This window comes from Microcoleus sp. w1-18aA5, from assembly GCF_036701705.1.
In the GTDB taxonomy this organism is placed as follows: Bacteria; Cyanobacteriota; Cyanobacteriia; order Cyanobacteriales; family Microcoleaceae; genus Microcoleus.
Window position 1 is genome coordinate 32244 of sequence record NZ_JAUPTE010000019.1, and the last position, 24017, is coordinate 56260.

Genomic DNA, 24017 nt, shown 5'->3' on the forward strand with positions numbered 1-24017 from the left:
AAAAAGTGCTTGCTAAATTCTGTATGTGTCTGCTAAGATAGTAAAGCGCGAAAAAACAAGCCGGGATAGCTCAGTTGGTAGAGCAGTGGACTGAAAATCCACGTGTCACGAGTTCAAGTCTCGTTCCTGGCATCGCAAAGCCCTCACAAAGTTGAGGGTTTTTTTTTAGGAAAAATGCGGGCAATTCAGCTAATCAAGATGTAGGTTTGCCGATGGCGGGGTGAAAGCCCCGCCGGAAACTCAGACAGAGCTGATATTTGACGGACTTGTGCTAAAAAAAGATAGGTCAGATCAATTCCGGTTGCACGAGCCAGATGATTGTTGACTGTTGACGGGCGGGTCGAAAAACTGAATGATGGTTGAGTGTTGAATGTTGACTCGATTTTACGCCCGACGATTAAGTGCGGATTTGATATCAGACAAAAATTACACTTGAGTATAGTTGTCAGATTAATAAGTCCAGTTTTGCTTGGTCTGCAAGCTATAGGTTCCATCTTTCACATTCACCCGCTCAGGAATCAGATCTAAATCTTTAAACATATTTGCCTGGTGCTGTAGGGCCGTGAGCGATTGGTCGTCGATCGGGATAATAGCGCGCTCGGCACTACGTCGCTGTAAAATTTCTACAATGGATGGATCTATTTCATGCTGTTCTGCCAATCGCACAGCAGCTTCTAATTCCTGTTTCTTAGCCCAAGCTCCAGCTTCGTTTACCTCTTCTAAAATCACCTTGAGCAAGTCGGGATAGTCGCGTACCAACTCTGGAATTGCGTAGTAATAGGTCGGAACTTCTAAAGAGGCTTTGTCACCAAAGATACTCTCTAAGTCTGCAATCGAGCGCCCTGGATAAGCACTTCGGACTTGAGTTGTCGTGTAGGGAACCCAAATCACCCAAGCATCCACCTCACCCGCGCGGAATAGGGGCAGCGCCTGTGGCTGGGTCAGATAAATTGGCTCAATGTCACTAAACTCTAATCCCACTTTTGCCAGTGCTCGCACCAGCACATAATGAGCGCTTGAGCCTTTGTCAAAAGCTATCTTTTTACCCTTCAGGTCGGCAACTGTCTGAATTGGCGAATCTTCTGGTACTAGAATCGCTTGACCTTTAGGAGCAGTATATTTTTCTTTAGCCACCCGCACAAACACATGATCTGCTGCTTGAGAGAAGATGCTGGCCGTACCACCGCCGCCGCAGAAATCGATCGTCCCATTGCTTAATGCTTCTATCAGAGCAGAAGCTGATAAGAAGCTTGTCCAAGTAACAATCAGCCCAAATGGTCGCAAACGGCTTTCGAGCAAACCTTGAGCACGCAGGACTTCCAGATTCGTCATACCCTCTGGATAACCGATTTTGAGTTGCTTTAGCCGCCGCGCTTGCTCAGCTAAGGGTGTATTGCCCGAATGAGCAGAACGATTAGAAAACCAGCGATCCAAAACGACACAGAAAAGTATGCCCCCCACAAACAGTCCCACCGTTTCCAGTAACCGGATTGTTGAGTCTTTAGACAATTTGACCTGATTTACCTGACTGATGACTAGAGGGGAGAGTACATTGCCAGAGGCTGGAGTGGCAACAGCATGACTGTCAAAAGCCAGACTCAAGACTAAAACCAAGACCAGGGCGATACAAAACAGACCTACAAACCGATAGGTGGCCGATATACGAGTGGCCGAACTGAGCGACCGTAAGATATTGTGACCTGTGCCTCTAGGCACACGGTCAATCAAACGGCTAATCATAATGACTCCTTTGATAAACACAGGTGATGGACATTCTGGGATGAGTTGAAGCTCCGGGATCAATTCAAAGCACCGCTTGATACGGATAAACTACCAAATTTGCTCACTTGTTACACCCAATATGGGATACTCACATTATCATATCGAGATTATGGTGATTTTTCACGACGGTTGAGAAATCAGTAGTTTCGGCGATGGGATAGGTATTGAGTGAGAGACGGTAATGGATTGGTTAATTGCAACAATTAAGATTGGACTGGCTGTTGCTGTCGCAACAACGTTTGACGACAACATTTATCTGACGGCCTTCTTCAGTGAGGTTAATCGTACTTTTCGTCCTAAACACATTGTGGTGGGTGAGCTTATAGGGTTCACGGCATTAATCACGGTAAGTTTAGTTGGTTTCTTGCTGGGGCTAGCAATTCCGTCAACTTGGACGGGGTTACTGGGGATTTTGCCGATACTGATTGGCTTGAATAATTTACTCAACCTTAACAAGGATGATTCAGCCGAAGATAAGTCAGCTAATCTGAAAAGAAACTCTAAATTTCACGGATTTGATTCTCGGCAGCGATCGCTCTGGGAAATAATTCGCGATCCGCAAACTTATCGCGTTTCTGCGGTCACGATTTCTAATGGTGGTAACAATCTTGGCATCTATATTCCCCTATTTGCTAGTAGCAGTATTCAAAATCTGGCTGTGATCGTACCGATTTGCTATTTTATTGTTTGCTGCTGGCTGTTTATGTCCTATACTCTGACGCATCTACCTGGTATTGCTTTGGTTCTCAGCCGTTATGCGAGCAAGATTTTCCCTTTTGTGCTAATGTGGCTGGGTTTCCGAATTCTGATAGACAGCGAATCCTATCGTCTTTTTCTACCAAACACTTGACAGACAAAAACGATCGAAGCATGGAAAAAATCCATGACAACAGTACCATTCTCTACAATAAAGGAATAAAAAAGACTTTAACATAATAGATGAATACCAAAAAAAGCTAGACCGTAATCCCAAATTAGTGGTCTATCAATTTAATCTCCTTGCCATTCCCTATCTTGCAGTTACTTTTGAGAGAGTAGCGGCGTAGCTTCAATTGTTTGCCGGATTCCTATTGTGACTTCGCAGTTACTATGCAAGCAATCGATCGGGAGCAGTGGACTGAAAATCCACGTGTCACGACTTCAAGTCTCATTTATCGAACTCCATTTGCCTGAAAGTTTAGCTTACGAGATTGATGAATCTGTTCGACCTGAATATTTAAAGCTGTGGAGAAGCGTTCAACTCCGACGAGAATAGTTTTGAGAGTGAATTATTTAACTGTCTTATTTTTGAGTGAGGTACGACGCTAATTCTGGAATTTCACCGCCGCGCTGCCACTCGGCTTCCCCGCGCCGCACTTTGGTTCGGGCTGTGATTTCCTCAATCTCCCATAATTGCAATTTGGATAGTAGTAAGCATTGGGCCACAGTAAAGAAACAATCAGCCAAAAGCTAATGCTTAAGGCAAACCCTCTGGCGCACGATGTAGGATCGGGGAGGAATTTCGGCCAATTATTCATGGTTGGGATAATTTGACGGGATCTCATCAATATCGTCCCATCGCGCCGATCGTTCTGGGCCGCGCGATCGTCCATAAAAATTGCCGGACAGTGCCGGATGTGCCAAGTTGATTAAAACTTTTTTTAAATAAACACTCGTACTCGTTATCCTGTTGAAGGGGCTCAGTGCTGTGTGGGCATCCTACAAGTACGCGCGTGCGAAGCTATCCCGAAGGGAATCGCCCCAGACAATCCCTTATCCCCTACAATAAACAAGCAATTATTATATTTTGAGTTATCCTGTGAGTCCTACTGCCGAAGTCAGCAATACCCTAAATGCGGGCGCTCTACCAACCGTTACCGCTACCGCAGCCCGCCGCGCTGTTTTTCCCTTCACTGCAATTGTTGGCCAGGAGGAGATGAAACTGGCGCTGCTGTTGAATGTCATCGATCCCAAAATTGGCGGGGTGATGATTATGGGCGATCGAGGTACTGGCAAATCTACCACAATCCGCGCCCTCACTGATTTGCTGCCGGAAATTGAGGTGGTGGCTGACGATCCTTTTAACAGTCATCCCACCGATCCGGATTTGATGAGTGATGAGGTGCGCGATCGCACTATGTCTCAAACGGAGATTAAAATCGCCCGCAAAAAAGTCCAAATGGTAGACTTGCCTCTGGGCGCTACCGAAGACCGAGTTTGCGGTACGATCGACATCGAGAAAGCTTTGTCGGAAGGTGTTAAAGCTTTTGAACCCGGCCTTTTAGCTAAAGCTAACCGCGGCATTCTTTACGTGGATGAAGTTAATTTGCTCGACGATCATTTAGTCGATGTTTTGCTCGACTCCGCCGCCAGCGGTTGGAATACTGTTGAAAGAGAAGGCATTTCGATCCGCCACCCGGCTAAGTTTATTCTCATCGGTTCCGGGAATCCAGAAGAAGGAGAATTGCGGCCGCAGTTGCTCGACAGATTCGGGATGCACGCAGAAATTCGGACTGTAAAAGACCCGAATTTAAGAGTGGAAATTGTTGAACAGCGATCGAGTTTTGACCAAAATCCGCCGGAGTTTCTCGCAAAATATCAGCGCGAACAAGATGAAATGCAGCAGAAGTTGGTGGAAGCCCAGGAAAGGTTGAAATCGGTAACTATCGATCGAGAGTTGCGGGTAAAAATCTCCCAAGTTTGCGCGGAATTGGACGTAGACGGGCTGCGGGGCGATTTGGTGACGAATCGGGCTGCGAAAGCTTTCACGGCTTTGGAATGCCGCACAGAGGTGACTGTGGACGATATTCGCCGGGTGATGACTCTGTGTTTGCGGCACCGGTTGCGGAAAGACCCGCTAGAATCAATAGATTCGGGGTATAAAGTGACTAAAGTGTTCGATCGGGTATTCGGTCTGGAATCAACTGAGGGGTAATTAGTAATTGGTAGTTGGTAATGGGTAATTGGTGGTGATGAAACCTTCCCAAATTTTCATACCTAATTCCCCATTTCCAATTACTAATTCGGGCAATGGAAAAACGAATTTTAGGATTAGATCCTGGCTTAGCAAATCTCGGCTACGGGGCAATTTCCTGTCAAATTGTCCCCGGTAAACAAGATAAAAACAGCGTTTCCCTGATTGATTGTGGCGTCATACAAACAACACCCAAACAGGAAATGGGACAGCGCTTGAAAACAATTTACGACGATTTGCACGAGGTAATTGAACAGATTAAACCTGATATAGCAATTGCCGAAAAACTGTTCTTTTACAAGATGGGAAATACCATACTGGTAGCCCAAGCGCGCGGCGTTTTGACGCTAGTATTAGCGCAGTGTGGAGTGCCACTGTTCGAGTTTACGCCGGCTCAAATTAAGCAAGCTTTGACCGGCCGCGGTAATGCGGATAAATCTGAAGTGCAAGAGGCCGTGGCGCGGGAGTTAGAGTTGGCTTATATTCCGAAACCGGACGATGCAGCGGATGCTTTGGCGGTGGCTTTGACTGGTTGGTACGATGATGATATTTGTCCGAAGAAAATACAGTTGGAAACAGGAAAAATTTGATACAATATCAAATCATGGGCAAATTAAGCACAAATCCGGGCAACACATCTTCTCCCGATAAACTTACAGGAAATTGTACAATCTCTACTTCGCGAGAAGGGCGATAAATTTCTACTTTTTCGTCTAGAGGATTAATTAACCAACCCAAGCGTAAACCGCTGTTTAGATACTCCTGCATTTTCTCCTGAAGAGGCCGCAGGGGGTCTGGACGCGATCGCAATTCAATGGCAAAATCAGGACAAATTGGCGGAAATTTCTCTTGTTGTTCTGGTGTTAAAGCAGACCATCTTTCTAAGCTAACCCAAGCCACGTCTGGAGCTCGATAGCCATTATTAGGCAAGCGAAAAAGTGTAGAAGAACTAAACACTCTCCCTAGCTGGGTTTTACGGTTCCACAAGCCCAAATCTGTAATTAAATAGGCTTTTCGATTGCCGCTAACTCCGCCTGCGGGTGACATAATAATGATTTCTCCTTTAGGTGTCCGTTCAAATTGCCAATCTCGATTCATCTGGCATAAACGGTAAAACTGTTCATCGGTTAGTTCGACAGTATCTAAGTTTAAAGTAATGATTGTCATTTTTCCTAACTCTTTATAAATATGAGTCCTGCCAACCTATTTTAGCGCCGCATTTGGTCAATTTTAACATCACTCCTCCTAGCTCGGACTTAAGCTTTAATACGAGGGCTTAAGCCCCAGCCAGACTATTGCGAAGTGCAAAATATTATTTGAAAATGTAATTAAGTTCGATCGCCCAATTCCCACCTCCATCAAAAAATGCTATAATAGCAACTTTAATTGCTAAACTTATCCCGCCAACAGAGAACACAGGAAAATAATATGGTGATTATTACCTCACAACAAATTGCCCAATTTCGCTCGCAATTAGCGGAATATCCCGAAGCCCTAAAAGCCCTAGACGCAATCGAAGATTGCGAAGGTAACATCGAAGATGCAGCGATATCTCTAGCAATTCAAGCCGGGCAAGAACCAAATATCTCGGAAAATTGGTTAGACGGATTGGCCAAAAGATGCCGGGTTGCTATCTGCAAATCAGAGGTTAAAGAAGAGTTGAAAAACGGACAATTGAATGCTGCATTTAGAGATTTAGTGGCAGCAAAAATTTGCCCTGATATTTTGGTGACTTCGGTGATTATTTATGTATTTAAAACTGGGGTGAATGAGTTTTGTGAACCTCTCGAATATAAACTGTAAAGCCATCGCTGCATTTAAAAATTAGGTGAAACACAGCTATCCCGAAGGGTAGGGAATCGCCCTCATTTCTCAAAACATGATACAACGAGGCGATGGCAACTCTTCTCTACCCCTTTGCACTACTGTAGCCAGCCGGCCTCAAATCCGGCGACAAACCCAAAGATTTCCCCAGCAAACGAGCAAGTTGCACTAAAAAATTAGCAGTATCTTCGTCACCTTCGCGCGCCATTGAAGCCGATATCTGGATTAGCATTTGCACAAATCCCGCATCAATTAAATCGGAACAGGAACTTAAGACCTCTGGTTCTTGGCCGTTGGGACAGGTAAGCACTCGCTCGATTAAGTTCAAATAAGCCTCTTGACGTTCTGGATTCATTTTGGCAGGAGCTTTACAGTAAATAATTTATTATTACGTTTAACTCACTCCTGTCAATCAGGCGATCGAATAAGCGATCCCCGTTTTAACTCTAGAAACTCCATTCAGTCAGGAATAGACAGAAGCTTAAAGAAAATCTTAAGTTTCTCCATGCTAGTTGAGTCGAGGTAAGTTGTCCCAATGCGCCCCCTAGAATGCAAGCTAAGCTGCGCCAATAATAACCCTAAGATTCAAGGGAATTAAGAATATACAAAATGAAAATAGGAATATTTTTAGGAAATCTAGGAAACCCCGCCATCTACTATCCCAAACTTGCCCCAATTACCGGCGGAGTCGCGGCGAGTATTTTTCTTTGCCAATTATTGCAATGGCAATCACAACAGTCCAACTCCGGCGAATGGGTGAAAACTAACAACAGCGAAATTGAAAAAGCTACTGGTTTAAATCGCGAAGAACAAGAACTCGCGAGACGCCTGCTAAAAGTGCGATCGCTCCTGAAAGAAAAATTAACAAATCCCAACACGGACACCCTAGAACTCTGGGCGGACATTGACGCTTTCGAGGAAAAACTAAATAACTTTTGGTCACCGAATCCGCCAGATATTATAACACCGATAAGTTGCGAAAACAACAATCACCCTGTAGAAATTTTCCGCGAAACATCACCCCCAAATCATGTAGTTAAAACCGACAAATATTTCGGGCAACCCCGCCAACAAATAGCTGTGGCTGTCACCCCTAATTACCGATTTAGCGGCCCTTGGAATTCCCAAGAAGAACTCCACAACTTTCAACGATCCTTAGAAGCCTATGCTCAAGAGCGCAACTTAGGATTTGGCAATCCTTCTGGATGGGCATTTAAAATTATTGACAGCATGACAAAAGGCTTAACCTCGACTTTTTGGGATGAATTTATCGCCGGAATTCCTTTAGGAGAAAGTCAGAAAGTTAAGCGAGATTGGGAAATCGAACCAGAAGTGCCTTATCCTGCTTTTGAAGAGGAGCGAATTCAGTATTACGTGCACAAAGGCGAACCGCTGGAAGCCGCAGTCTCTAAAGCCCGTGCTGATTTGAGAAACCCGGTTTTGGGCAAAGATTTGTGGGAGGGATTTTTGCGAAAGTGCGATCGCCTTGCCGATGATGCACTCAAAGCAAAACAGCAGGGCGTTGACACACCATATCTGCCATCTTCCTTCAACGAAAAACCGCAAATCACCAAGGATAGTGTAATGCGGAAGTTAGGGGCGATCGCGCCGCAATTAGCCCTCAATCAATCCACATCTGAAACAATTGCTGAACCGCCAAAACTCGAACAAAAAGAGCTGCCAACAGTCGCCGAAACCCCCAGTATTTCCTCTTTGCAAAAAGCTTACCAAACTCCTCTGGGTCGAAGTATAGTCGAAAAACAAATCGCTGCCAACCCAGAATGGGGGTACGAAATAGTTGACGGTGAAATAGTCGAATCAATCCCTTTTTAATGAGGCTGATATGAAACGAGTTAGCGAGATTAATCCGCTGGGAGAAGAGCGACCAAATCCTTCTGAGGAAGAGAGGGAAAAACTGCGGCGGGAAAGGTTGCAGCGAGAAAGAGATGAAGGATATCAAAAGTTAGTTGAACTCTGCAATTTAGGCGAATATGACATGGCCCAGCAGTTGGCAAATCGACATTTTAATTGGGGTTATGAAATAGTTGATGGAATTGTGGGGGAAAGGATAAATTAGGTTCGTGGACTACCGCAATGTCTATGTTATAATTATAACTAAAAATTCAATAACTATTAAAATATGACGACAACTATTAATGCCAAAAACCTAACATTAGCAGAAGTACACCGTCTGTTCAACTTTCAAAAGCAGTACACGAACTCATTTACCTCTCTGTTATCCCTTGAAGATATAACAGAACACGAACAGCAGGAACTTATACAAACTAGGGATGATTTCGATGACTACATTTCAACTGATCGAGTTTCTGAAGGACTGGTAAAAGCTCTGACTACCTTTCCCCTAATGCGATTGGCTGGCTTCTACCGCCGCCCGATTAAAATTAGTTTAGAACAAGACATCGCCGAAATTAGCATTGAAGATGAAGATACAATCATTAAAGGACGATTTGATATCTTGGCTGTCAACAAAATAAAACCCATCAGAAGCGATACATATTTTTGGGTTTTGGTGATTGAAAGTAAAAATTCTGGAATTAACGCATTGATGGGTTTATCCCAATTGCTAACCTATGCTTATCAAAATTTAAAATATCAAGACACAATCTGGGGTTTGACAACCAACGGAATGCACTATCAGTTCGTCAATATTCAGGGGGGCCACAACCCAACCTATCAGCTAATGCCTTTGCTAAACCTGATGGAGCCAGAATCGTCAGTTTTGTTGCTGCAAGTTTTAAAAGCTATTTGCAAACTATAAAAAAAGAGGCAGGGAGCATTCCCCGCCTCCAATCTGCAATGACTGTTAACCTAAAAGTTAGATTAGCCAGCCAATACTTTTTAGTAGCCTCTGGTGTTAGGCTTGTGGACGATGAAGCTGAGCACTTGGCATTGCTTCACGTTGTCAAAACCCATGACGCGGATGTAGCAGCTAGGATTTTCTTGACGGCAAGCTTGAACTTCAGCCATGATTTCTTGGACGCTGCGAGCACCAAACAAAGGCAACTTCCACAAAGTCCAGTAGCGCATTTCAGCAGCAGAGGTTTCGTTGAATTCTACGCCGGGAATGTAGCCTTGATCCAGGATGTACTGGAGTTGCTTGGCAATTTGCGCGTCTGTCAGCGGGGGCAAATAGGACAGAGTTTCGTAACGACGCTCTTTAGGTAAAGTCTTCATTTTTTGTATCTCTAAGGTGTGTGTTCGATCGCACTTGTCGATCGATTAACTCGACAAATTATCCAGATTCGGTTCAGAATCTATTGATGTTTCAGGATTACTGCTAGAAACAGACCAATTAAGTTGCGTAGTTCGCTCTAAATGCTGGCGTCTGTGTTCCATATTCGCCTGTTGAATGCCAGTACAAACCATTTCTGGCAAAAATTCCGTCACATCGTGAGCCAGATACTCTCGCACAGTCATGATCCGAAAGCCTAAATCTTGATTTTCCAAAAGCAACTCTTGAATATAAGCTTCTCCATCTTGGATTTTGCCCTTAGTGGAAAACTCATTCAACCAGATTGCCAAAGGAGGATTGGTTTCGCTCAACTGAGCGACCACCATCCGCACGGATTGATAGGTTAGGTAACTTGCCAGCACCTTAGCGGTGTCTTTCGCAACTTGTTTGAGATCCATTTTGACCCCAGCCCCCTCAAATTTTAGATTTTGGATTTTAGATTTTGGATGCAAACTTACTTGTAAATCTTCTTCAAAGATAAAGACTTCCCAGCAAGTTTGCGACCTAAAACCTAAAATCTCAAACCAAAAATCCTTAAAGGGTATCCATTGCCTCAAACTCAAACTTGATTTCTTTCCAGAGTTCGCAAGCAACAGCCAGTTCAGGAGACCATTTGCAAGCTTCGCGAATTACGTCGCCGCCTTCGCGCATCAAGTTGCGGCCTTCGTTACGAGCTTGGACGCAAGCTTCCAAAGCAACGCGGTTAGCAGTTGCACCAGGTGCGTTACCCCAAGGGTGGCCCAAGGTGCCGCCGCCGAACTGTAAGCAGGAGTCGTCGCCGAAGATTTCAACCAAGGCTGGCATGTGCCAGATGTGGATACCACCGGATGCAACTGGCATGACACCAGGCATGGAGGCCCAATCTTGGGTGAAGTAAATACCGCGGCTGCGGTCTTCTTCGATGTGGTCTTCGCGCATCAAGTCTACGAAGCCCATCGTGATGCCTTTTTCGCCTTCGAGTTTACCCACAACTGTACCGGAGTGCAGGTGGTCGCCGCCGGACATCCGCAAGCACTTGGCAAGCACGCGGAAGTGGATACCGTGGTTTTTCTGACGGTCGATAACTGCGTGCATGGCGCGGTGAATGTGCAGCAAAATACCGTTGCGGCGGCACCATTTAGCCAAGGTGGTGTTTGCAGTGAAACCACCGGTCAGGTAGTCGTGCATGATGATGGGGGTTTTGATTTCCTTAGCGAACTCAGCCCGCTCCATCATTTCTTCGCAGGTAGGGGCAGTTACGTTGAGGTAGTGACCCTTGACTTCGCCGGTTTCTGCTTGGGCTTTTTCAATAGCTTCTTGAACGAACAAGAAACGATCGCGCCAACGCATGAACGGTTGCGAGTTGATGTTTTCGTCGTCTTTGGTGAAGTCCAAACCGCCGCGCAGAACTTCGTAAACGGCACGGCCGTAGTTCTTAGCAGACAGACCCAATTTGGGCTTAATTGTACAACCCAGCAAAGGACGGCCGTACTTGTTCAATTTGTCCCGCTCAACGGTAATACCGTGAGGAGGGCCTTGGAAGGTTTTCAGGTAAGCAATGGGAATCCGCAAGTCTTCCAACCGCAGAGCACGCAGAGCTTTGAAACCGAACACGTTACCCACCAAAGAGGTCAGCAAGTTGGTGACTGAACCTTCTTCAAACAAATCCAAAGGATAGGCAATGAAGCAGATGTATTGGTTGTCTTCACCAGGAACTGGCTCGATGTCATAGCAGCGACCTTTGTAGCGGTCGAGGTCGGTCAGGAGGTCAGTCCAAACAGTCGTCCATGTACCTGTAGAAGATTCAGCAGCCACAGCAGCTCCAGCTTCTTCTGGGGGAACTCCCGGCTGCGGTGTGACGCGGAAGGCAGCCAAAATATCTGTATCTTTCGGCGTGTAGTCCGGCGTGTAATACGTTAGTTTATAGTCTTGAACTCCGGCTTTATACCCAGCCTTTGATTGAGTTTGGGTTTGCGCGTAAGCCATATCTCGCTTCCTAGTATTCGCTTAATTTTTTTGCCCGATCGCAGGCTGTTAAAAATATATCAACAAAGTGTCACTCTCCAATTTTAATATTCTTTTAATCATCATAAGTATTGTTTATTTTGCTTTACATTCCGAAAATATTTGTAACATATCTTATGAAATTCCCGTGGCGAAGGATGCAGGAGGAAAGGCTGGGGATCGCAGAGTGGGGGGGAATTTTGGGCGATCGAAATATATTGTGCAGCGAGCCGAACAGCGGATCAATACGGTTTATGTAAAGAATTTAATACTTAAAAATCAGAATTGGTAATCGGTAATCGGCAAGGGGGAAGTAGTTAGAAATACCTAAAGTTATGGTTGGGAGTTAAGATCGATCGCCCGATCTCAACTGTTATTCAGTATGTAGCAATCCAAAATCCAAAATCTCAAATCTCAAATCCCGTTAATCGGAGACCACCAACTCAAAAATCGACAGCATACCACATAATATGGACAGGGCTTGTGCAGCAAGAGCAAGCTCGTGTCTCAAACCAAATCCGTCGTTACAGCAATTTAACCTCGCTGAAAACCTGGTTTCTGCCTTAACTGCGCGTAAGTCTAGTATGGATATTTAGTCCCATTTTTACTCTGGTTGTGCCTCACCCCCCTTCAAAAGCCGTTCACTGCATCAATCCAGATTGCCCAAGGCCCTACCCTCAGACTTGGGGCAACAATTTTTGTCATAGTTGCGGGGCTCCCCTGCGGCTAAAAAATCGCTACGTGCCTCTACAAAGCCTGGGTTCCGGGGGTTTTGCAGCCATTTTCACAGTTTGGGACACAGAAACTGAAACCGAGCGCGTCCTGAAAGTGTTACTCGAAACTGCCCCGAAAGCGCTGAAACTGTTCGAGCAAGAAGCTTGGGTTTTGGCACTTTTGCGGCACCCTGGTGTCCCTAGAGTCGAGCCTGATGGTTATTTTCACGTTCAAACGCAAAATTTTGCAGGCGGGGAGGGAAATCCTGCGGCGAAGCGGCTGCCTTGTTTGGTAATGGAAAAGATTCACGGCAAAACTTTAGAAGAGGTTCTCGACGAGCACCCTCAAGGATGTCCGCAGGAATGGGTGTTTAGTTGGCTGAGTCAAGCTGTGGAAATTTTAGAGGAGTTGCACAGGTGTCAGATTATTCACCGCGACATTAAACCCTCAAATTTGATGCTGCGAGACCCGGAATCGCCCCAAGTTTTGCTAAGCAAGGGTTTGGGCGGACTGCAATTGGTGACGATCGACTTTGGGGGAGTTAAACAGATGGGCGGTGTCGAATCCGGCGGGAAAGATTCTCGGAGTTCGACGCGGTTGATTTCGCCCGGGTACAGTCCGCCGGAACAAATTGTGGGCGGCGGTGTCGTGCCGGCGACGGATTTTTATGCGCTGGGGCGGACTTGTATTCATTTGCTGACGGGGAAGTATCCGGCGGAAATTGAAGATCCGATGACGGGTGAGTTGCGGTGGCGCCACATTGTATCTGTGAGTCCGCCTTTGGCGAATTTGTTGGACGATATGGTGCGATCGAACGTGCGGGAACGTCCGGCGACGGCTGGGGATGTTCGGGCGCGTTTGCAGGAGATTTATGCTAGGAGTAAGGGCAAAATCGCGATCGCCCCTGCGGGTCAAGCTATTTTAGAATTCTGCCGGCAAGTAGTGGTGGCGGGGGCGCAAAAAACTGTCAGCCTGACTGGTGTTGTGTTCGGCGCGATCGCCCAAATCGTGGTAGCTTCTCTGGATACGGGCTGGGAAATGGTACTCGGTGGCGTTGGTGGAACTGCGGGGGCGATCGGCGGTTTGGTTTTGGGCTATGCTTCGCCTATAGGCCCGGAAATTGCCAGTTTTCTGAATCAAGGTTTGCAGCAATTAATTCCTAACATCACTTTCGCTGTGGGGCCGGAAGTGCTGCTGTTTGGGTTTGCCGGGTTCGGAACTGCGATCGGTTTGACGGATGCGGGGAGTTTTCGCCAGCAAAAACAGTATTGGCTGTCTGGATTGATGGGAGCTCAGGGCTATTTGTTGGCGGGTTTGTGCTGGATGGAAGCAACAGCTTCTAGTGGTGTGCAGGGGGTTATTTTGGGAGCTTTTGCGATCGCCTCTCTGACTGTGGGAATGGGTTTGCGGAGCCATCAATTAGTTCACGCTTTGGTAGTCGCTGTTTTTTCTACGGGAATGTTTCTGTTGCTGAATGCTTGGAACATTTTTCCGGGGAGTTTCTTTGGGATTTTGTCACTGTCTAACGTTACCTTCGGCTGGCTGCAAGTTTGGGGCTCTATTGTGTTTTTTGGTTTGTTGGGAAGTGCGATCGGGCTTTGTTTGGGAGTTAGTCATTATTTGGTTGTGCCTTTGTTAAGGTGGTTGGGCTGGAAGTAGGAATTAACACCAAATTACTATGTTAGTCGAGTTGTTATCAATGAAGTCTGTCTCAAGATTTTCAAGGGTTGGTGCTCTGGCGATCGCCCTTGTCCTCAGCAGTCCCAATCTCGCCAAAGCCGAATCGCGAGAACAAGCCGTCGATCGATTGACCGATTTCTTATTTTACAGGGTTAATCCTCAGTTAAACAATCGCAAACTCCATGCGGGCGATCGCGAATATAGCAATCAATGGCGGAGATTGCGCGAAGCGATCGATCCACGAGTCAAGTCGGTACAAGAAGTCTGTTTTAGGCCAGCCCCAGAAGAGACAGGATGGGAATTCACGACAATTAACGGCGAAACCTACGAGCAAACCTACGATTTACTTGCAGATACAATTTTTTATAGCCGCCATCCTCAACGAACCGGACAGCAAATTCCCAAAAGCGATCGGATCGGCATTAGTGAATGGTCAGCAATTAGACGCGAAATGTTTATTTCTAATTGTGGACTGTGAGATTCGATCGCCTTACAGCGCAGCATTGATCGAAGATAACTCCTAGAGTAGAGGTCATCTCTACACAACTCTGTAAAAAGAAAGGTTTTTAACCGATGAGTATGAAAAGTTGGATAGGCGATCGCACTCTTATTACAACCAGAATTATTGCACCATTGATGGGACTAATCGCCATTGGATCTACAAGTTTTGCAGGTGCTGCCCCACAGCAACAAATTCCCCGCATAAATAGTGCGAAAGTCGATACAGGAAGTCAAAAAAATTACATCAATAATTCCGACAAAAATTCAACAATTGTTGCTTTAAGTGAAAAGGTTCAAGTCAGCCTTGAAAATTCTGTAAATTCCACTCAAAAAATACCTCTTCAACAAGGTATGCCATACAAAGAGGCGCGCCAAATCCTGATCCAACAAGGGTGGCAGCCCAGCTTACAGGGTCAACCTAACCTCAGAGATCGTTCGGTTAAAGAGCTATTTGATTTAGGATATAAAGAGATTAAGGATTGTTCAGGTACAGGAGAGGGGCCTTGTCGTTTTGAGTTTATCAATCAACAAGGAGAACTGCTAGTTATAGTCGCTACAACAAGAGGTTCTGAAAATACAAAACGTTTTGTGAGGAATTGGTGGATTGAGAAAAAGACAGATAGTAATCAACAAAAATCGTCATTAAACATAATTGAAGAAGGTCATTATTGGTTGGGAGGTACGGATCAGGGTTTAGAGGTCAAGGGAAAACTATATCGATATTATGACGAGTCTAATATCGAGCGACCGTGGCAACCTCTCTCTGAGTTACAATATATCAAAAAAGGCGTTGTGTTTGATGGTAAAAATTATTGGTGTTTATCTACGCTCGCACCTAAAACCGGAGGAGTTTCTTGTTCTAAAAATGGATGGCAATAGAAGATTTATTACCAGCTATATCTGGGATATTGATAATTTTTATTGGGTTTAATCTTGCTAACTAAATCACTTTCACTTAAGTCAAAATCGAAGTTTTTAGGGGTGTGTGCATTAGCTATAGCCCTTGTACTCGCTGGTTCCAATCTAGACAGTGCTACAGCGCGCGATTATGAATCACGAACTCAAGCTGTGGATAGGTTTACGGATTGGTTTTTTTATAGAGTGAATCCTCAATTAGGAGGTCGCAAATTGCGATATGACGATTCTGCTGCCTACATCCGCGAATGGAATGCTATTCGTAGTACAGTCGATCGAGAAATGATTACTACACAAGGAGATTGCGTCGGTGATGCTTTCTGGGACTTCGATTATCGTTCTCATGGGCGATCGCTCGATCGCATTGCAGATACAATTTGGGAGCTCCGCGATCCATCGGGTGACAAAACTCGTGCAGATGTTTCTAAACAAGAATGGCAGAATCTTCGCAATTCAATAATTAGAGAGCATTTTTGCTATTAATTTGCCATATTTGTCAATCCAATTTAAAGAATAAATAACAACAGCGCTCTCAGTTACAAATATTGTTAAAATATAGAAGATGCACCCTGAATCGTATATAATTTAGTCGAAAGACAACGAAAACATTCTCTAGCAAAACAAAAGGATAAAAAAATGGGCAGAGTCACCGCAACAATAACCGTCACCAACGAAGTAGACAAGATGCTAGCAGAAAGAGGGTTCATCCCCGCAGAGCAAATACGCTGTATCACCATCGATAACGTCTTAGTTGATACAGGCGCAACTCGACTCTGCTTACCAGCAGATATTATCGCTCAGTTAGGTTTAACTTTAGTTGGTGAAATCCAAGGAAATACTGCAATAGGATCTAGACAATTTCGTCTGTTCAAAAATGTAGGTCTTGCCGTAGCTGGACGAGAAGGCAGGTATGATTGTGTAGAAATTCCCGCAGGAGAAGAACCTTTACTCGGCTTAAGTCCCCTCCAAGATTTGGGTTTAGAAGCGGATTTGAAAAATCAGCGGTTGATTGTTTTGCCAGCAGAGGGAAGCCAAAGTTATATTCGGGTATAAAATCCCGATAATTTTCGCCTCTTACTCTTAGTCTCTCTCTGCTCGGACTTAGTTGGAAAATAAGCGATTTCAAGCTCCGAATGATCGAGGAGTATGGAACCCGGATTTGATATGATTACTAATATCCAGAAATAATATTATATTATTGCACTAAAATGTCAGTCACTACTCATCAATTAATTCAGTGGAAACAACAAGGGCGGTCAATTGTTGCTCTGACAGCTTATGATTATGCGATCGCCCAACTCATCGATCAAGCAGGCGTAGATATCATCCTAGTCGGCGATTCCCTCGCCATGACAGTCTTAGGGTACGACACAACGCTACCCATAACCCTAGATGAGATGCTGCACCACGCTAAAGCAGTGCGCCGTGGAGTTAAACAAGGATTAATTGTGGTCGATTTGCCGTTTTTGACTTACCAAGAAAGTCCCCAGCAAGCCATGCACTCGGCGGGGAGAGTTTTGAAAGAAACCGGCGCTCAAGCTGTAAAATTGGAAGGTGGATATCCAGCAATGGCCGCCACAGTTTCGCAGCTAACATCTGCCGGAATTCCAGTGATGGGACACGTCGGTTTAACTCCGCAGTCGGTACACCAACTCGGCTACAAAAAACAAGGAAAAACGACCCAAGCAGCCGATCGCATCATAGCAGAGTCGATCGCCCTTCAAGAAGCAGGTGCCTTTGCGATCGTCTTAGAACACATTCCCGCAGACTTAGCCGCTCAAATCACCCAAAAATTAACTATTCCCACCATTGGTATCGGCGCCGGGCCACACTGCGACGGTCAAGTTTTAGTTACTTCCGATTTGTTGGGACTTTCCGAAAAACAGCCACCTTTTGCGAAAGCTTACGCCAATTTGCGAGAAACAATTACCCAAGCTGTGAAAGATTATTCCCTTGAAGTTAGAGAAGGCAAATTTCCCGAATAGGTTCGTAGTGAGGGCTTGAACCCTTAAAAATGAGGACTAAAATCCTCACTACAAACCTAATTTACACTTTCGGCTGGCCCTCTTCCTCTTTATCCTTCTCAACAGCTTCATCCTCAGATTGACCAACCCCTTCCTTAAAACTCCGCAGCGTTTTGCCCAAGGCATTTCCTAACTCAGGAATCTTCTTGGGGCCGAAAATTAGTATGGCCACCACCGCAATAATGCCCATTTCGGGCAATCCCAGACCAAACATACAAAATCTCCTGTAAAACTTGCTCGATCGTAAGTCAATCTACTGATATTGTTAAAGTATCTACCTTTTTTCCTGCATCTTGCAACAGTAGAATCAAGTTTTATTAAGCTATCCCCCGATAAATAGGAATGTTAGAAATATCCCAGCCTTCTTTGCGCGAACAACAGCACCATCTCATCCGCGATTTAGCAGACCGGATGGAAGCAGTATGGCACCGCTATCTTGACCTCGAACCCTACCACCTGCCCGCTGAGTTGGGATACGTAGAAGGTCGGTTGGAAGGAGAAAAACTGATCATTGAAAACCGCTGCTATCAAACGCCCCAGTTCCGAAAAATACACCTCGAACTCGCTAAAGTCGGGCCGGTACTTGACATTCTGCACTGCGTGATGTTTCCCAGACCGAATTATGCTTTGCCGATGTTCGGTACGGATATCGTAGCAGGCAAAGGCCAAGTTAGCGCAGCGATCGCAGACCTTTCTCCCCTCAATCGAGATCGAACTTTGTCGCAAAGCTACCGAACCCAACTGGAAATTTTGCCGATCAAGCAATTTTCTTGTCCCCGCCAAATTCCCGAATGGGGGGATATTTTCTCAGAATTTTGCCTGTTTGTGCGACCAGAGTCCATCGAAGAAAACAGTCGGTTTTTGGATATTGTTGAATCCTACGTGGAAATTCACTGCAAACAGGCAGTCGCTTCCGAACCTGTCTCTGCAGCCGAAGCATCGGAAATTCTAGAGGCTCAAATTTACTACTGCACCCAGCAGCAGCAAAACGACAAAACCCGCCGCGTACTCGAAAAAGCTTTCGGTCAAGATTGGGCCGAACATTACATGACCGAGGTGCTTTTTGATATCCCTAAATAGCTGAAAATTGTTTACAATACTTTACAGTAGGGGGAAAAAACTTAATCAGGAAATCACCTACTTTATAAGTAATGGTCAAGGAATCACGGCTCAAGGATAAATCATTTTTAAAACCCCCAGGGCGAGGAATTATCGGTTTAGCGATCGGTGCAACTCTCATTACCACAGGAGTCGGTTTTTGGCAAGTATCTCAAATTAGAAAAGCCGAAGAGTTAAAGGCGGCGGCTGCAACGGCGGCTGCAACTTCCGTCGCTACCCGCACCAGTGTTACCGCTTTGGGTAGGTTGACTCCGCAGGGGGAAGTCATCAAATTGTCGGCCCCTTCGGCGTCGGAGGGAGCAAGAATTGAACAGTTGCAGGTGGAAGAGGGCGATCGAGTCAGTCAAGGACAAATCATAGCAGTTCTCGATACGCGCGATCGACTCCAAGCAATCCTCCAACAAGCCGACAAAGAAGTCAAAGTCAAACAAGCAGAATTAGCGAAAATTCAAGCAGGTGCAAAAACTGGTCAAATCGGTGCTGGGAAAGCCGAAGTTGCCAAGTTTCAAGCACAAGTGCAAAGAGAAACCGAAGGCGAAGCAGCGAATGTCGCCCGCTTAGAAGCTCAACTGCGAAGAGAAACCGAAGCCGAACAAGCTAATCTTGCCAAATTTGAGGCACAACTCCAAAGAGAAACCGAAGCCGAACAAGCTAATCTTGCCAAATTTGAGGCACAACTCCAAAGAGAAACAGAGGTGCAGCAATCCAAATTGGCTAGGCTAGAAGCTCAATTGCGTGGCGAAATTGCCTCTCAAAACGCTACAGTCGATCGACTAAAAGCCGAATTAACCAACGCCGAAGCCGAGGAACAACGCAATAAAGAACTCTCCGAAACAGGCGCAATTTCTGCTTCCGCCTACGACACCAAACGCTTAGCAGTAGAAACGGCTCGCCAGAGAGTCAAAGAAGCTCAAGCTATATTAGAAAAAACAGTGCAAACTTTGCGTGAGGAAATAGTCGAAACTAAAGCCACAGTCAAACAAACAGTAGAAACAGGCCAGCAGGAAATCAATCAATCCCGAGCCAATCTCAGACGCAAGTTAGAAACAGGTAGGCAGGAAATTAACCAAGCCAGAGCAACCTTAAATCAAAAGATAGAAACTGGTAGAGAACAAATTAATCAAGCGGAAGCAATACTCAAACAAAAAGCAGAAACTGGCCAAGAACAAATCAATCAAGCCAAAGCAAATCTAGACCAAATTGCCGAAGTACGTCCCGAAGACGTGCAAGCAGCCCAAGCCGCCGTAGAAAGTGCGATCGCCACCAAACAAAAAGCTCAAGTAGACTTAAACTTAAGTTACGTCAAAGCACCCGTATCCGGCTACATCCTCAAAGTTCACAGCCGACAAGGAGAACGTGTCAACACCCAAGACGGCATCGTAGAACTAGGCGGCACCGACCAAATGTACGCCGTAGCAGAAGTTTACGAAACCGACATCGCCAAAGTGCGAAACGGCCAGCGGGCTACCGTCAGCAGCCCCGTATTTGCAGGCACTTTGGAAGGAACAGTCGATCGCATCGGCAAACAAATCGGCAAAAAAGATGTCCTCAATACAGACCCCGCCGCCGACACCGACGCGAGAGTTATCGAAGTAAGAATTCGCCTCGATCCGGAATCGAGCAAAAAAGTTGCAGCCCTCACAAACTTGCAGGTTGAAGTCAAAATAGATATCTAAATTTTACCTTGACAGAACTTACGCATGGGGACTCAAGCAACGGGGTTTTTAACCGAGGTTAAGGTTTTGAATCAAATATAAGGGTAAAAAAACCGCTTCCTCAACACCCGTGCTTAAATCCTAAAATTATTCAATCCAAAACCCAAAATCTCAAATTTAAAATCGGAGGATTATGGCCAAAATACCACTAGCTTGGGCACAGTTAACCCGCGAAAAAATGCGCTTAGCCGTCGCACTAGCAGGCATTGGCTTCGCCGACTTGCTAATGTTTATGCAGTTCGGGTTTAGAGACGCGCTATTTGAAAGCTCCATCACCTTTCACTCAAAGTTAAAAGGGGATATTTTTATCACCAGCACTCAGTCAACGGCTTTAATAGCCATGAAAAGTTTTCCCCAGCGTCGCTTGTATCAAGCCTTGAGTTTTGACGGCGTTACAGCAATTAGTCCGGTATATTTAGGCTTTGGATTGTGGAAAAACCCCGATCCCAACCAGCGAAATACCCGCCAATTGATGGTAATCGGTTTTGACCCCGCTCATCCCATTTTTGATCTGCCTGAAATCCAAAATAATTTGGACAGAATCAAAATTTCAGATGTGGTTTTATTTGACCAAGCTTCCCGCCCGGAGTTTGGGCCGGTAGCAGAATATTTCAAACAGGGAAAAGTTGTTGAAACTGAAGTTGACAATCGCCGCGTTAAGGTAGATGGTTTATTTACTATAGGAGCCTCTTTCGGTGCCGACGGGAATCTTGTCACCAGCGATTTGAACTTTATGCGGATTTTTTCGACGCGGAGAACAAGAGGTTTAATCGATATAGGTATTGTTCACTTGCAGCCGGGTACAGATGTTAAGGCTGTTGTTGATAAAATGAGGGCAACGTTGCCGAATGATGTGAGGATTTCTACTAAAGAAGAGTTTGTAGATTTTGAAAAAAAATATTGGCAGGAAAGTACCTCAATCGGATTTGTTTTCACTCTCGGCGCGGCAATGGGATTTATCGTTGGGATAGTGATTGTTTATCAAATTCTTTATACTGATGTTACCGATCATTTACCCGAATACGCTACGCTAAAGGCGATGGGATACAAGGATATTTACTTTTTGGGTGTGGTGTTTCAAGAGGCTTTGATTTTGGCAATTATTGGTTATTTGCCAGGGTTTGGAGTTTCTTTGGTGCTGTACAATTTAGGGAGAAGTGCTACGAGTTTACCGATGTATATGACTTTGGCGAAAGCTATGACTGTTTTTATTATGACAGTTGTCATGTGTGCTGTGTCCGGGGCGATCGCAGTTAGGAAGTTGCAGGCTGCTGACCCGGCGGATATTTTTTAAGGAAGGAAGAAGAAAGAAGGAAGAAGAAAGAAGGAAGAAGGAAATACCAATTATCAATTACGAATTAACAGCTACAAATTACGAATGAATACTTTACCAGTTGTCTCAATTAAAAATCTCAATCATTCTTTCGGCGAAGGACAACTTCGCAAACAGACATTATTTGATATCAACCTCGAAATTTATCCGGGCGAAATCGTGCTGATGACTGGGCCTTCGGGGTCTGGTAAAACCACATTGTTAACCTTGATTGGAGCTTTGCGATCGATCCAAGAAGGTAGTCTGAAAATTCTCGACCAAGAATTGCGGGGAACGCCGAAAAATAAATTAGTTAAAGTCCGCCGCGACATCGGCTATATTTTCCAAGCTCACAATTTGCTCAAATGCTTGACAGCTAGGCAAAATGTGCAAATGTCCCTCGACCTGCACAACCATCTTTCTCCCCAAGAAACTAATGATAAAATAGAAGGAATGCTGGAAGCTGTAGGCTTGGGAGAAAGAATAGATTATTACCCGGACAGTCTTTCTGGTGGCCAGAAACAAAGAGTTGCGATCGCCCGGGCGTTAGTCAGCCAGCCGAAATTAGTATTAGCAGACGAACCCACAGCAGCACTAGACAGTAAATCAGGTCGAGATGTGGTAGAAATTATGCGAGGTTTGGCCAAAGAACAGCACTGCACTATTTTGCTTGTCACCCATGACAACCGCATTTTAGACATAGCCGATCGCATTATTCACATGGAAGACGGCTACCTCGCACAAGATACATCAACAACGGTGACAACCGGCGTTTTTTCGGAAAAATAATATTAACCCACCTCAACTTATTTCCGAGAACCGGGACGCTTTGCTCCTACCTTCGCAGGACTTTTTGTTGCACCTTTAGCTGGAGTTTTAGAACTAATTTTACCACTTTTTTGACCCTTAGCTCCTACCAATTGGCTATCATTGGCATTGGTAGGTCTGCCGGCAGGCGTTCTCGTAGTCCTAAAGGTAACATTCACCCCTTCATTCGACTGTTCCAGCACCAACATCGGCGTCGGCTTGGCTTTTTGATCCCACTCAATATGAACGATGCGACCTTGAATTGTCGGCTGCCAACTGTCGTGGTCGTCTGAAGGACTCAGATAAGTTTCCAAACAGTCAATAATTTGATTAATTGTCGCTGATGTTGCCTGAGTCGGCAGTTTCATCAGCTTAATTTGAATCCGAAACAGCACTCGTTTTTCTATTTTTACCGCCGGATCGCCAGTTTCGTATTCGATATCAAACATCGAATCCACTTGCCTGCCACTACCAGCATTCCCGTTTTTATCTCCCACTGCCCCCTGAGTCGGACGCAGGGCAATACTAATTTTTTCTTTGACTTTTACCTTAATCTGGTTCACAATGGCAAAGTGAAATACTTCTTCCGCCATTCGCATTCTCAGGTAGTCTAAATTAAAGTCTCGCGAGTGGATAAGGTCGGGATTCTTTTCCATCTTTAACATGGTTTCCAGAGCCATTTTGTATTTTTTCTGGAGTTCTCGATTTCTAAACTCCTCAAATTTGAGCTTTTTACTCAAATCGTCGAGTTTTAGCTTGGTAAACACCGCTAAACCGATAAGCAATAACAACAGTAATCCCGACGCTCCCATGAAGAGTTGGTCTGAGGACGGATCTCCGGGTTTAGCCTGTTTAGGTTTGGGAGAGGCTACTGCCAACCTTGGTTCTACAAGGATTATTTGGGTTGACATGGGCTTTTAAAGGGTAAAATTTGACGCTATATTTATACAGGACTCCAGAGTAGAGCTGGTAGTGCAACTGGATCAACCCACATTGACATCATTCCACCATCATCTTGGTACAACTGGATTTCTGCAACTGGAGCACGCACCCTCTAATTAATACTTTATCTTTAACTGCAAGCCAGTTTCCGAAATATCGGAAAATCGCGTGCTGGTACTGACCAATTGAAATGGTGAATTGTCTGTAATATATTATACCAATACAGCCCAAAAAAATGTTTGTTCGGGGGTCTCCTTTTCTAGAAAAATAAAAAGAAATACACATAAATTAATAGTAACTCTGGGAGCCAGCAGCGGAAAACATCAAGCAGAACAGCCGATCGCCCGGACGATCGAGGGGCGGACGTTAGGAGGGTGCTAATTCCTACTGTTGGGTCACGGACGCCGTGTAAGCCCACCGGGCTGCTTGCTGTGAAAGTCGAACTCTGGTGCGATCGAACAACGTCTCCTTAGCTAAGATTACAGCTAATACC

At 45.2% G+C, this 24017-nt stretch carries 27 protein-coding genes and 1 tRNA gene; 19 read left to right on the plus strand and 9 right to left on the minus strand.

The genetic code is table 11. The features are described from left to right. Positions 1-59: 59 nt before the first annotated feature. Positions 60-132: transfer RNA gene (locus Q5691_RS09725), tRNA-Phe, on the plus strand. Between the two features lie 318 nt (positions 133-450). On the opposite strand, the gene Q5691_RS09730 is transcribed toward Q5691_RS09725, so the two are convergent. Beyond that, on the minus strand, positions 451-1740 hold the full coding sequence (locus Q5691_RS09730) for an aliphatic sulfonate ABC transporter substrate-binding protein (protein WP_333344654.1): 1290 nt from the start codon (positions 1738-1740) through the stop codon (positions 451-453). A gap of 223 nt (positions 1741-1963) precedes the next feature. On the opposite strand from Q5691_RS09730, the gene Q5691_RS09735 reads away from it, so the two are divergent. Together Q5691_RS09735 and Q5691_RS09740 are read left to right on the plus strand one after the other, a co-directional pair. Further along, on the plus strand, positions 1964-2632 hold the full coding sequence (locus Q5691_RS09735; protein WP_333213537.1) for a cadmium resistance transporter: 669 nt from the start codon (positions 1964-1966) through the stop codon (positions 2630-2632). Positions 2633-2911: 279 nt separating this feature from the next. Next, the gene (locus Q5691_RS09740) at positions 2912-3037 is read left to right on the plus strand and encodes a hypothetical protein (RefSeq protein WP_333308150.1); all 126 of its coding nucleotides are present in this window, start codon (positions 2912-2914) and stop codon (positions 3035-3037) included. A 49-nt stretch (positions 3038-3086) separates the two neighbouring features. Here the strand turns inward: Q5691_RS09740 and Q5691_RS09745 are convergent, their stop codons facing one another. After that, positions 3087-3374 (minus strand): hypothetical protein, encoded by a 288-nt coding sequence (locus Q5691_RS09745; protein WP_333344656.1) that lies wholly within the window; start codon positions 3372-3374, stop codon positions 3087-3089. 206 nt (positions 3375-3580) lie between these two features. On the opposite strand from Q5691_RS09745, the gene bchI reads away from it, so the two are divergent. After that, positions 3581-4696, plus strand: coding sequence for a magnesium chelatase ATPase subunit I (gene bchI / locus Q5691_RS09750; RefSeq protein ID WP_333344658.1), 1116 nt, complete (start codon positions 3581-3583; stop codon positions 4694-4696). Between the two features lie 95 nt (positions 4697-4791). Then, on the plus strand, positions 4792-5325 hold the full coding sequence (ruvC, locus tag Q5691_RS09755; protein ID WP_333344660.1) for a crossover junction endodeoxyribonuclease RuvC: 534 nt from the start codon (positions 4792-4794) through the stop codon (positions 5323-5325). A 7-nt stretch (positions 5326-5332) separates the two neighbouring features. Here the strand turns inward: ruvC and Q5691_RS09760 are convergent, their stop codons facing one another. Then, positions 5333-5902, minus strand: a complete 570-nt coding sequence (locus tag Q5691_RS09760; RefSeq protein WP_333213533.1) for a Uma2 family endonuclease — start codon at positions 5900-5902, stop codon at positions 5333-5335. Positions 5903-6163: 261 nt separating this feature from the next. Here Q5691_RS09760 and Q5691_RS09765 point away from each other — a divergent pair, with 261 nt between their 5' ends. Continuing rightward, positions 6164-6538, plus strand: coding sequence for a hypothetical protein (locus tag Q5691_RS09765; RefSeq protein WP_333213532.1), 375 nt, complete (start codon positions 6164-6166; stop codon positions 6536-6538). A 106-nt stretch (positions 6539-6644) separates the two neighbouring features. On the opposite strand, the gene Q5691_RS09770 is transcribed toward Q5691_RS09765, so the two are convergent. Further along, the gene (locus Q5691_RS09770; RefSeq protein WP_190660572.1) at positions 6645-6914 is read right to left on the minus strand and encodes a hypothetical protein; all 270 of its coding nucleotides are present in this window, start codon (positions 6912-6914) and stop codon (positions 6645-6647) included. 254 nt (positions 6915-7168) lie between these two features. Here Q5691_RS09770 and Q5691_RS09775 point away from each other — a divergent pair, with 254 nt between their 5' ends. The 3 genes from Q5691_RS09775 (at position 7169) to Q5691_RS09785 (ending at position 9338) form a co-directional block, all read left to right on the plus strand. Then, positions 7169-8392 carry a hypothetical protein gene (locus Q5691_RS09775; RefSeq protein ID WP_333344662.1) on the plus strand — a complete coding sequence of 408 codons (1224 nt, stop codon included), beginning with the start codon at positions 7169-7171 and terminating at the stop codon, positions 8390-8392. A gap of 10 nt (positions 8393-8402) precedes the next feature. Further along, on the plus strand, positions 8403-8636 hold the full coding sequence (locus Q5691_RS09780) for a hypothetical protein (protein WP_333213530.1): 234 nt from the start codon (positions 8403-8405) through the stop codon (positions 8634-8636). A 63-nt stretch (positions 8637-8699) separates the two neighbouring features. After that, a complete protein-coding gene (locus Q5691_RS09785; protein WP_333308159.1) occupies positions 8700-9338 on the plus strand; it encodes a restriction endonuclease subunit R in 639 nt (212 codons plus the stop codon). 80 nt (positions 9339-9418) lie between these two features. Here the strand turns inward: Q5691_RS09785 and Q5691_RS09790 are convergent, their stop codons facing one another. The 3 genes from Q5691_RS09790 to Q5691_RS09800 all read right to left on the minus strand — a co-directional run bounded on the left by Q5691_RS09790 (position 9419) and on the right by Q5691_RS09800 (position 11777). Beyond that, positions 9419-9754 (minus strand): ribulose bisphosphate carboxylase small subunit, encoded by a 336-nt coding sequence (locus Q5691_RS09790; protein WP_190745620.1) that lies wholly within the window; start codon positions 9752-9754, stop codon positions 9419-9421. 45 nt (positions 9755-9799) lie between these two features. Then, positions 9800-10210, minus strand: coding sequence for a RuBisCO chaperone RbcX (rcbX, locus tag Q5691_RS09795; protein ID WP_333237970.1), 411 nt, complete (start codon positions 10208-10210; stop codon positions 9800-9802). 136 nt (positions 10211-10346) lie between these two features. Further along, entirely contained in the window at positions 10347-11777 is a 1431-nt protein-coding gene (locus Q5691_RS09800) for a form I ribulose bisphosphate carboxylase large subunit (protein ID WP_333045238.1), read from the minus strand. A 633-nt stretch (positions 11778-12410) separates the two neighbouring features. Here Q5691_RS09800 and Q5691_RS09805 point away from each other — a divergent pair. From Q5691_RS09805 to panB, 6 genes are all read left to right on the plus strand, one after another. Next, a complete protein-coding gene (locus Q5691_RS09805) occupies positions 12411-14168 on the plus strand; it encodes a serine/threonine-protein kinase (protein WP_333213527.1) in 1758 nt (585 codons plus the stop codon). A 40-nt stretch (positions 14169-14208) separates the two neighbouring features. Beyond that, positions 14209-14667: a hypothetical protein gene (locus tag Q5691_RS09810; RefSeq protein WP_333308161.1), complete on the plus strand. Its 459-nt coding sequence runs from the start codon at positions 14209-14211 to the stop codon at positions 14665-14667. Positions 14668-14768: 101 nt separating this feature from the next. After that, entirely contained in the window at positions 14769-15569 is an 801-nt protein-coding gene (locus tag Q5691_RS09815; protein ID WP_333344665.1) for a hypothetical protein, read from the plus strand. A gap of 102 nt (positions 15570-15671) precedes the next feature. Continuing rightward, positions 15672-16088 (plus strand): hypothetical protein, encoded by a 417-nt coding sequence (locus Q5691_RS09820; protein WP_333344667.1) that lies wholly within the window; start codon positions 15672-15674, stop codon positions 16086-16088. 153 nt (positions 16089-16241) lie between these two features. Then, on the plus strand, positions 16242-16658 hold the full coding sequence (locus Q5691_RS09825) for a retroviral-like aspartic protease family protein (RefSeq protein ID WP_333213523.1): 417 nt from the start codon (positions 16242-16244) through the stop codon (positions 16656-16658). A 155-nt stretch (positions 16659-16813) separates the two neighbouring features. Beyond that, positions 16814-17590, plus strand: coding sequence for a 3-methyl-2-oxobutanoate hydroxymethyltransferase (panB, locus tag Q5691_RS09830; RefSeq protein ID WP_333213522.1), 777 nt, complete (start codon positions 16814-16816; stop codon positions 17588-17590). Positions 17591-17651: 61 nt separating this feature from the next. Here panB and tatA read toward each other — a convergent pair whose 3' ends face one another. Further along, a complete protein-coding gene (tatA, locus tag Q5691_RS09835) occupies positions 17652-17843 on the minus strand; it encodes a twin-arginine translocase TatA/TatE family subunit (protein ID WP_006632937.1) in 192 nt (63 codons plus the stop codon). Positions 17844-17971: 128 nt separating this feature from the next. On the opposite strand from tatA, the gene Q5691_RS09840 reads away from it, so the two are divergent. The 4 genes from Q5691_RS09840 (at position 17972) to Q5691_RS09855 (ending at position 22564) form a co-directional block, all read left to right on the plus strand. Further along, entirely contained in the window at positions 17972-18709 is a 738-nt protein-coding gene (locus Q5691_RS09840; RefSeq protein WP_333308167.1) for a phycocyanobilin:ferredoxin oxidoreductase, read from the plus strand. 71 nt (positions 18710-18780) lie between these two features. Then, entirely contained in the window at positions 18781-20424 is a 1644-nt protein-coding gene (locus Q5691_RS09845; protein ID WP_333213520.1) for an HlyD family efflux transporter periplasmic adaptor subunit, read from the plus strand. 172 nt (positions 20425-20596) lie between these two features. After that, a complete protein-coding gene (gene devC / locus Q5691_RS09850) occupies positions 20597-21757 on the plus strand; it encodes an ABC transporter permease DevC (protein WP_333213519.1) in 1161 nt (386 codons plus the stop codon). Positions 21758-21841: 84 nt separating this feature from the next. Next, a complete protein-coding gene (locus Q5691_RS09855; RefSeq protein ID WP_333213518.1) occupies positions 21842-22564 on the plus strand; it encodes a DevA family ABC transporter ATP-binding protein in 723 nt (240 codons plus the stop codon). A gap of 17 nt (positions 22565-22581) precedes the next feature. Here Q5691_RS09855 and Q5691_RS09860 read toward each other — a convergent pair whose 3' ends face one another. Beyond that, a complete protein-coding gene (locus Q5691_RS09860) occupies positions 22582-23493 on the minus strand; it encodes a hypothetical protein (RefSeq protein WP_333308173.1) in 912 nt (303 codons plus the stop codon). Between the last annotated feature and the right edge of the window lie 524 nt (positions 23494-24017).

Bases quoted from the DNA above. Each gene is read 5' to 3' on its own strand.
- Q5691_RS09730 (WP_333344654.1), bottom strand. From the start codon at position 1,740: ATGATTAGCCGTTTGATTGACCGTGTGCCTAGAGGCACAGGTCACAAT.
- Q5691_RS09735 (WP_333213537.1), top strand. From the start codon at position 1,964: ATGGATTGGTTAATTGCAACAATTAAGATTGGACTGGCTGTTGCTGTC.
- Q5691_RS09745 (WP_333344656.1), bottom strand. From the start codon at position 3,374: ATGGACGATCGCGCGGCCCAGAACGATCGGCGCGATGGGACGATATTG.
- ruvC (WP_333344660.1), top strand. From the start codon at position 4,792: ATGGAAAAACGAATTTTAGGATTAGATCCTGGCTTAGCAAATCTCGGC.
- Q5691_RS09760 (WP_333213533.1), bottom strand. From the start codon at position 5,902: ATGACAATCATTACTTTAAACTTAGATACTGTCGAACTAACCGATGAA.
- Q5691_RS09765 (WP_333213532.1), top strand. From the start codon at position 6,164: ATGGTGATTATTACCTCACAACAAATTGCCCAATTTCGCTCGCAATTA.
- Q5691_RS09770 (WP_190660572.1), bottom strand. From the start codon at position 6,914: ATGAATCCAGAACGTCAAGAGGCTTATTTGAACTTAATCGAGCGAGTG.
- Q5691_RS09775 (WP_333344662.1), top strand. From the start codon at position 7,169: ATGAAAATAGGAATATTTTTAGGAAATCTAGGAAACCCCGCCATCTAC.
- Q5691_RS09780 (WP_333213530.1), top strand. From the start codon at position 8,403: ATGAAACGAGTTAGCGAGATTAATCCGCTGGGAGAAGAGCGACCAAAT.
- Q5691_RS09785 (WP_333308159.1), top strand. From the start codon at position 8,700: ATGACGACAACTATTAATGCCAAAAACCTAACATTAGCAGAAGTACAC.
- Q5691_RS09790 (WP_190745620.1), bottom strand. From the start codon at position 9,754: ATGAAGACTTTACCTAAAGAGCGTCGTTACGAAACTCTGTCCTATTTG.
- rcbX (WP_333237970.1), bottom strand. From the start codon at position 10,210: ATGGATCTCAAACAAGTTGCGAAAGACACCGCTAAGGTGCTGGCAAGT.
- Q5691_RS09800 (WP_333045238.1), bottom strand. From the start codon at position 11,777: ATGGCTTACGCGCAAACCCAAACTCAATCAAAGGCTGGGTATAAAGCC.
- Q5691_RS09810 (WP_333308161.1), top strand. From the start codon at position 14,209: ATGAAGTCTGTCTCAAGATTTTCAAGGGTTGGTGCTCTGGCGATCGCC.
- Q5691_RS09815 (WP_333344665.1), top strand. From the start codon at position 14,769: ATGAAAAGTTGGATAGGCGATCGCACTCTTATTACAACCAGAATTATT.
- Q5691_RS09825 (WP_333213523.1), top strand. From the start codon at position 16,242: ATGGGCAGAGTCACCGCAACAATAACCGTCACCAACGAAGTAGACAAG.
- panB (WP_333213522.1), top strand. From the start codon at position 16,814: ATGTCAGTCACTACTCATCAATTAATTCAGTGGAAACAACAAGGGCGG.
- tatA (WP_006632937.1), bottom strand. From the start codon at position 17,843: ATGTTTGGTCTGGGATTGCCCGAAATGGGCATTATTGCGGTGGTGGCC.
- Q5691_RS09840 (WP_333308167.1), top strand. From the start codon at position 17,972: ATGTTAGAAATATCCCAGCCTTCTTTGCGCGAACAACAGCACCATCTC.
- Q5691_RS09845 (WP_333213520.1), top strand. From the start codon at position 18,781: ATGGTCAAGGAATCACGGCTCAAGGATAAATCATTTTTAAAACCCCCA.
- devC (WP_333213519.1), top strand. From the start codon at position 20,597: ATGGCCAAAATACCACTAGCTTGGGCACAGTTAACCCGCGAAAAAATG.
- Q5691_RS09855 (WP_333213518.1), top strand. From the start codon at position 21,842: ATGAATACTTTACCAGTTGTCTCAATTAAAAATCTCAATCATTCTTTC.
- Q5691_RS09860 (WP_333308173.1), bottom strand. From the start codon at position 23,493: ATGTCAACCCAAATAATCCTTGTAGAACCAAGGTTGGCAGTAGCCTCT.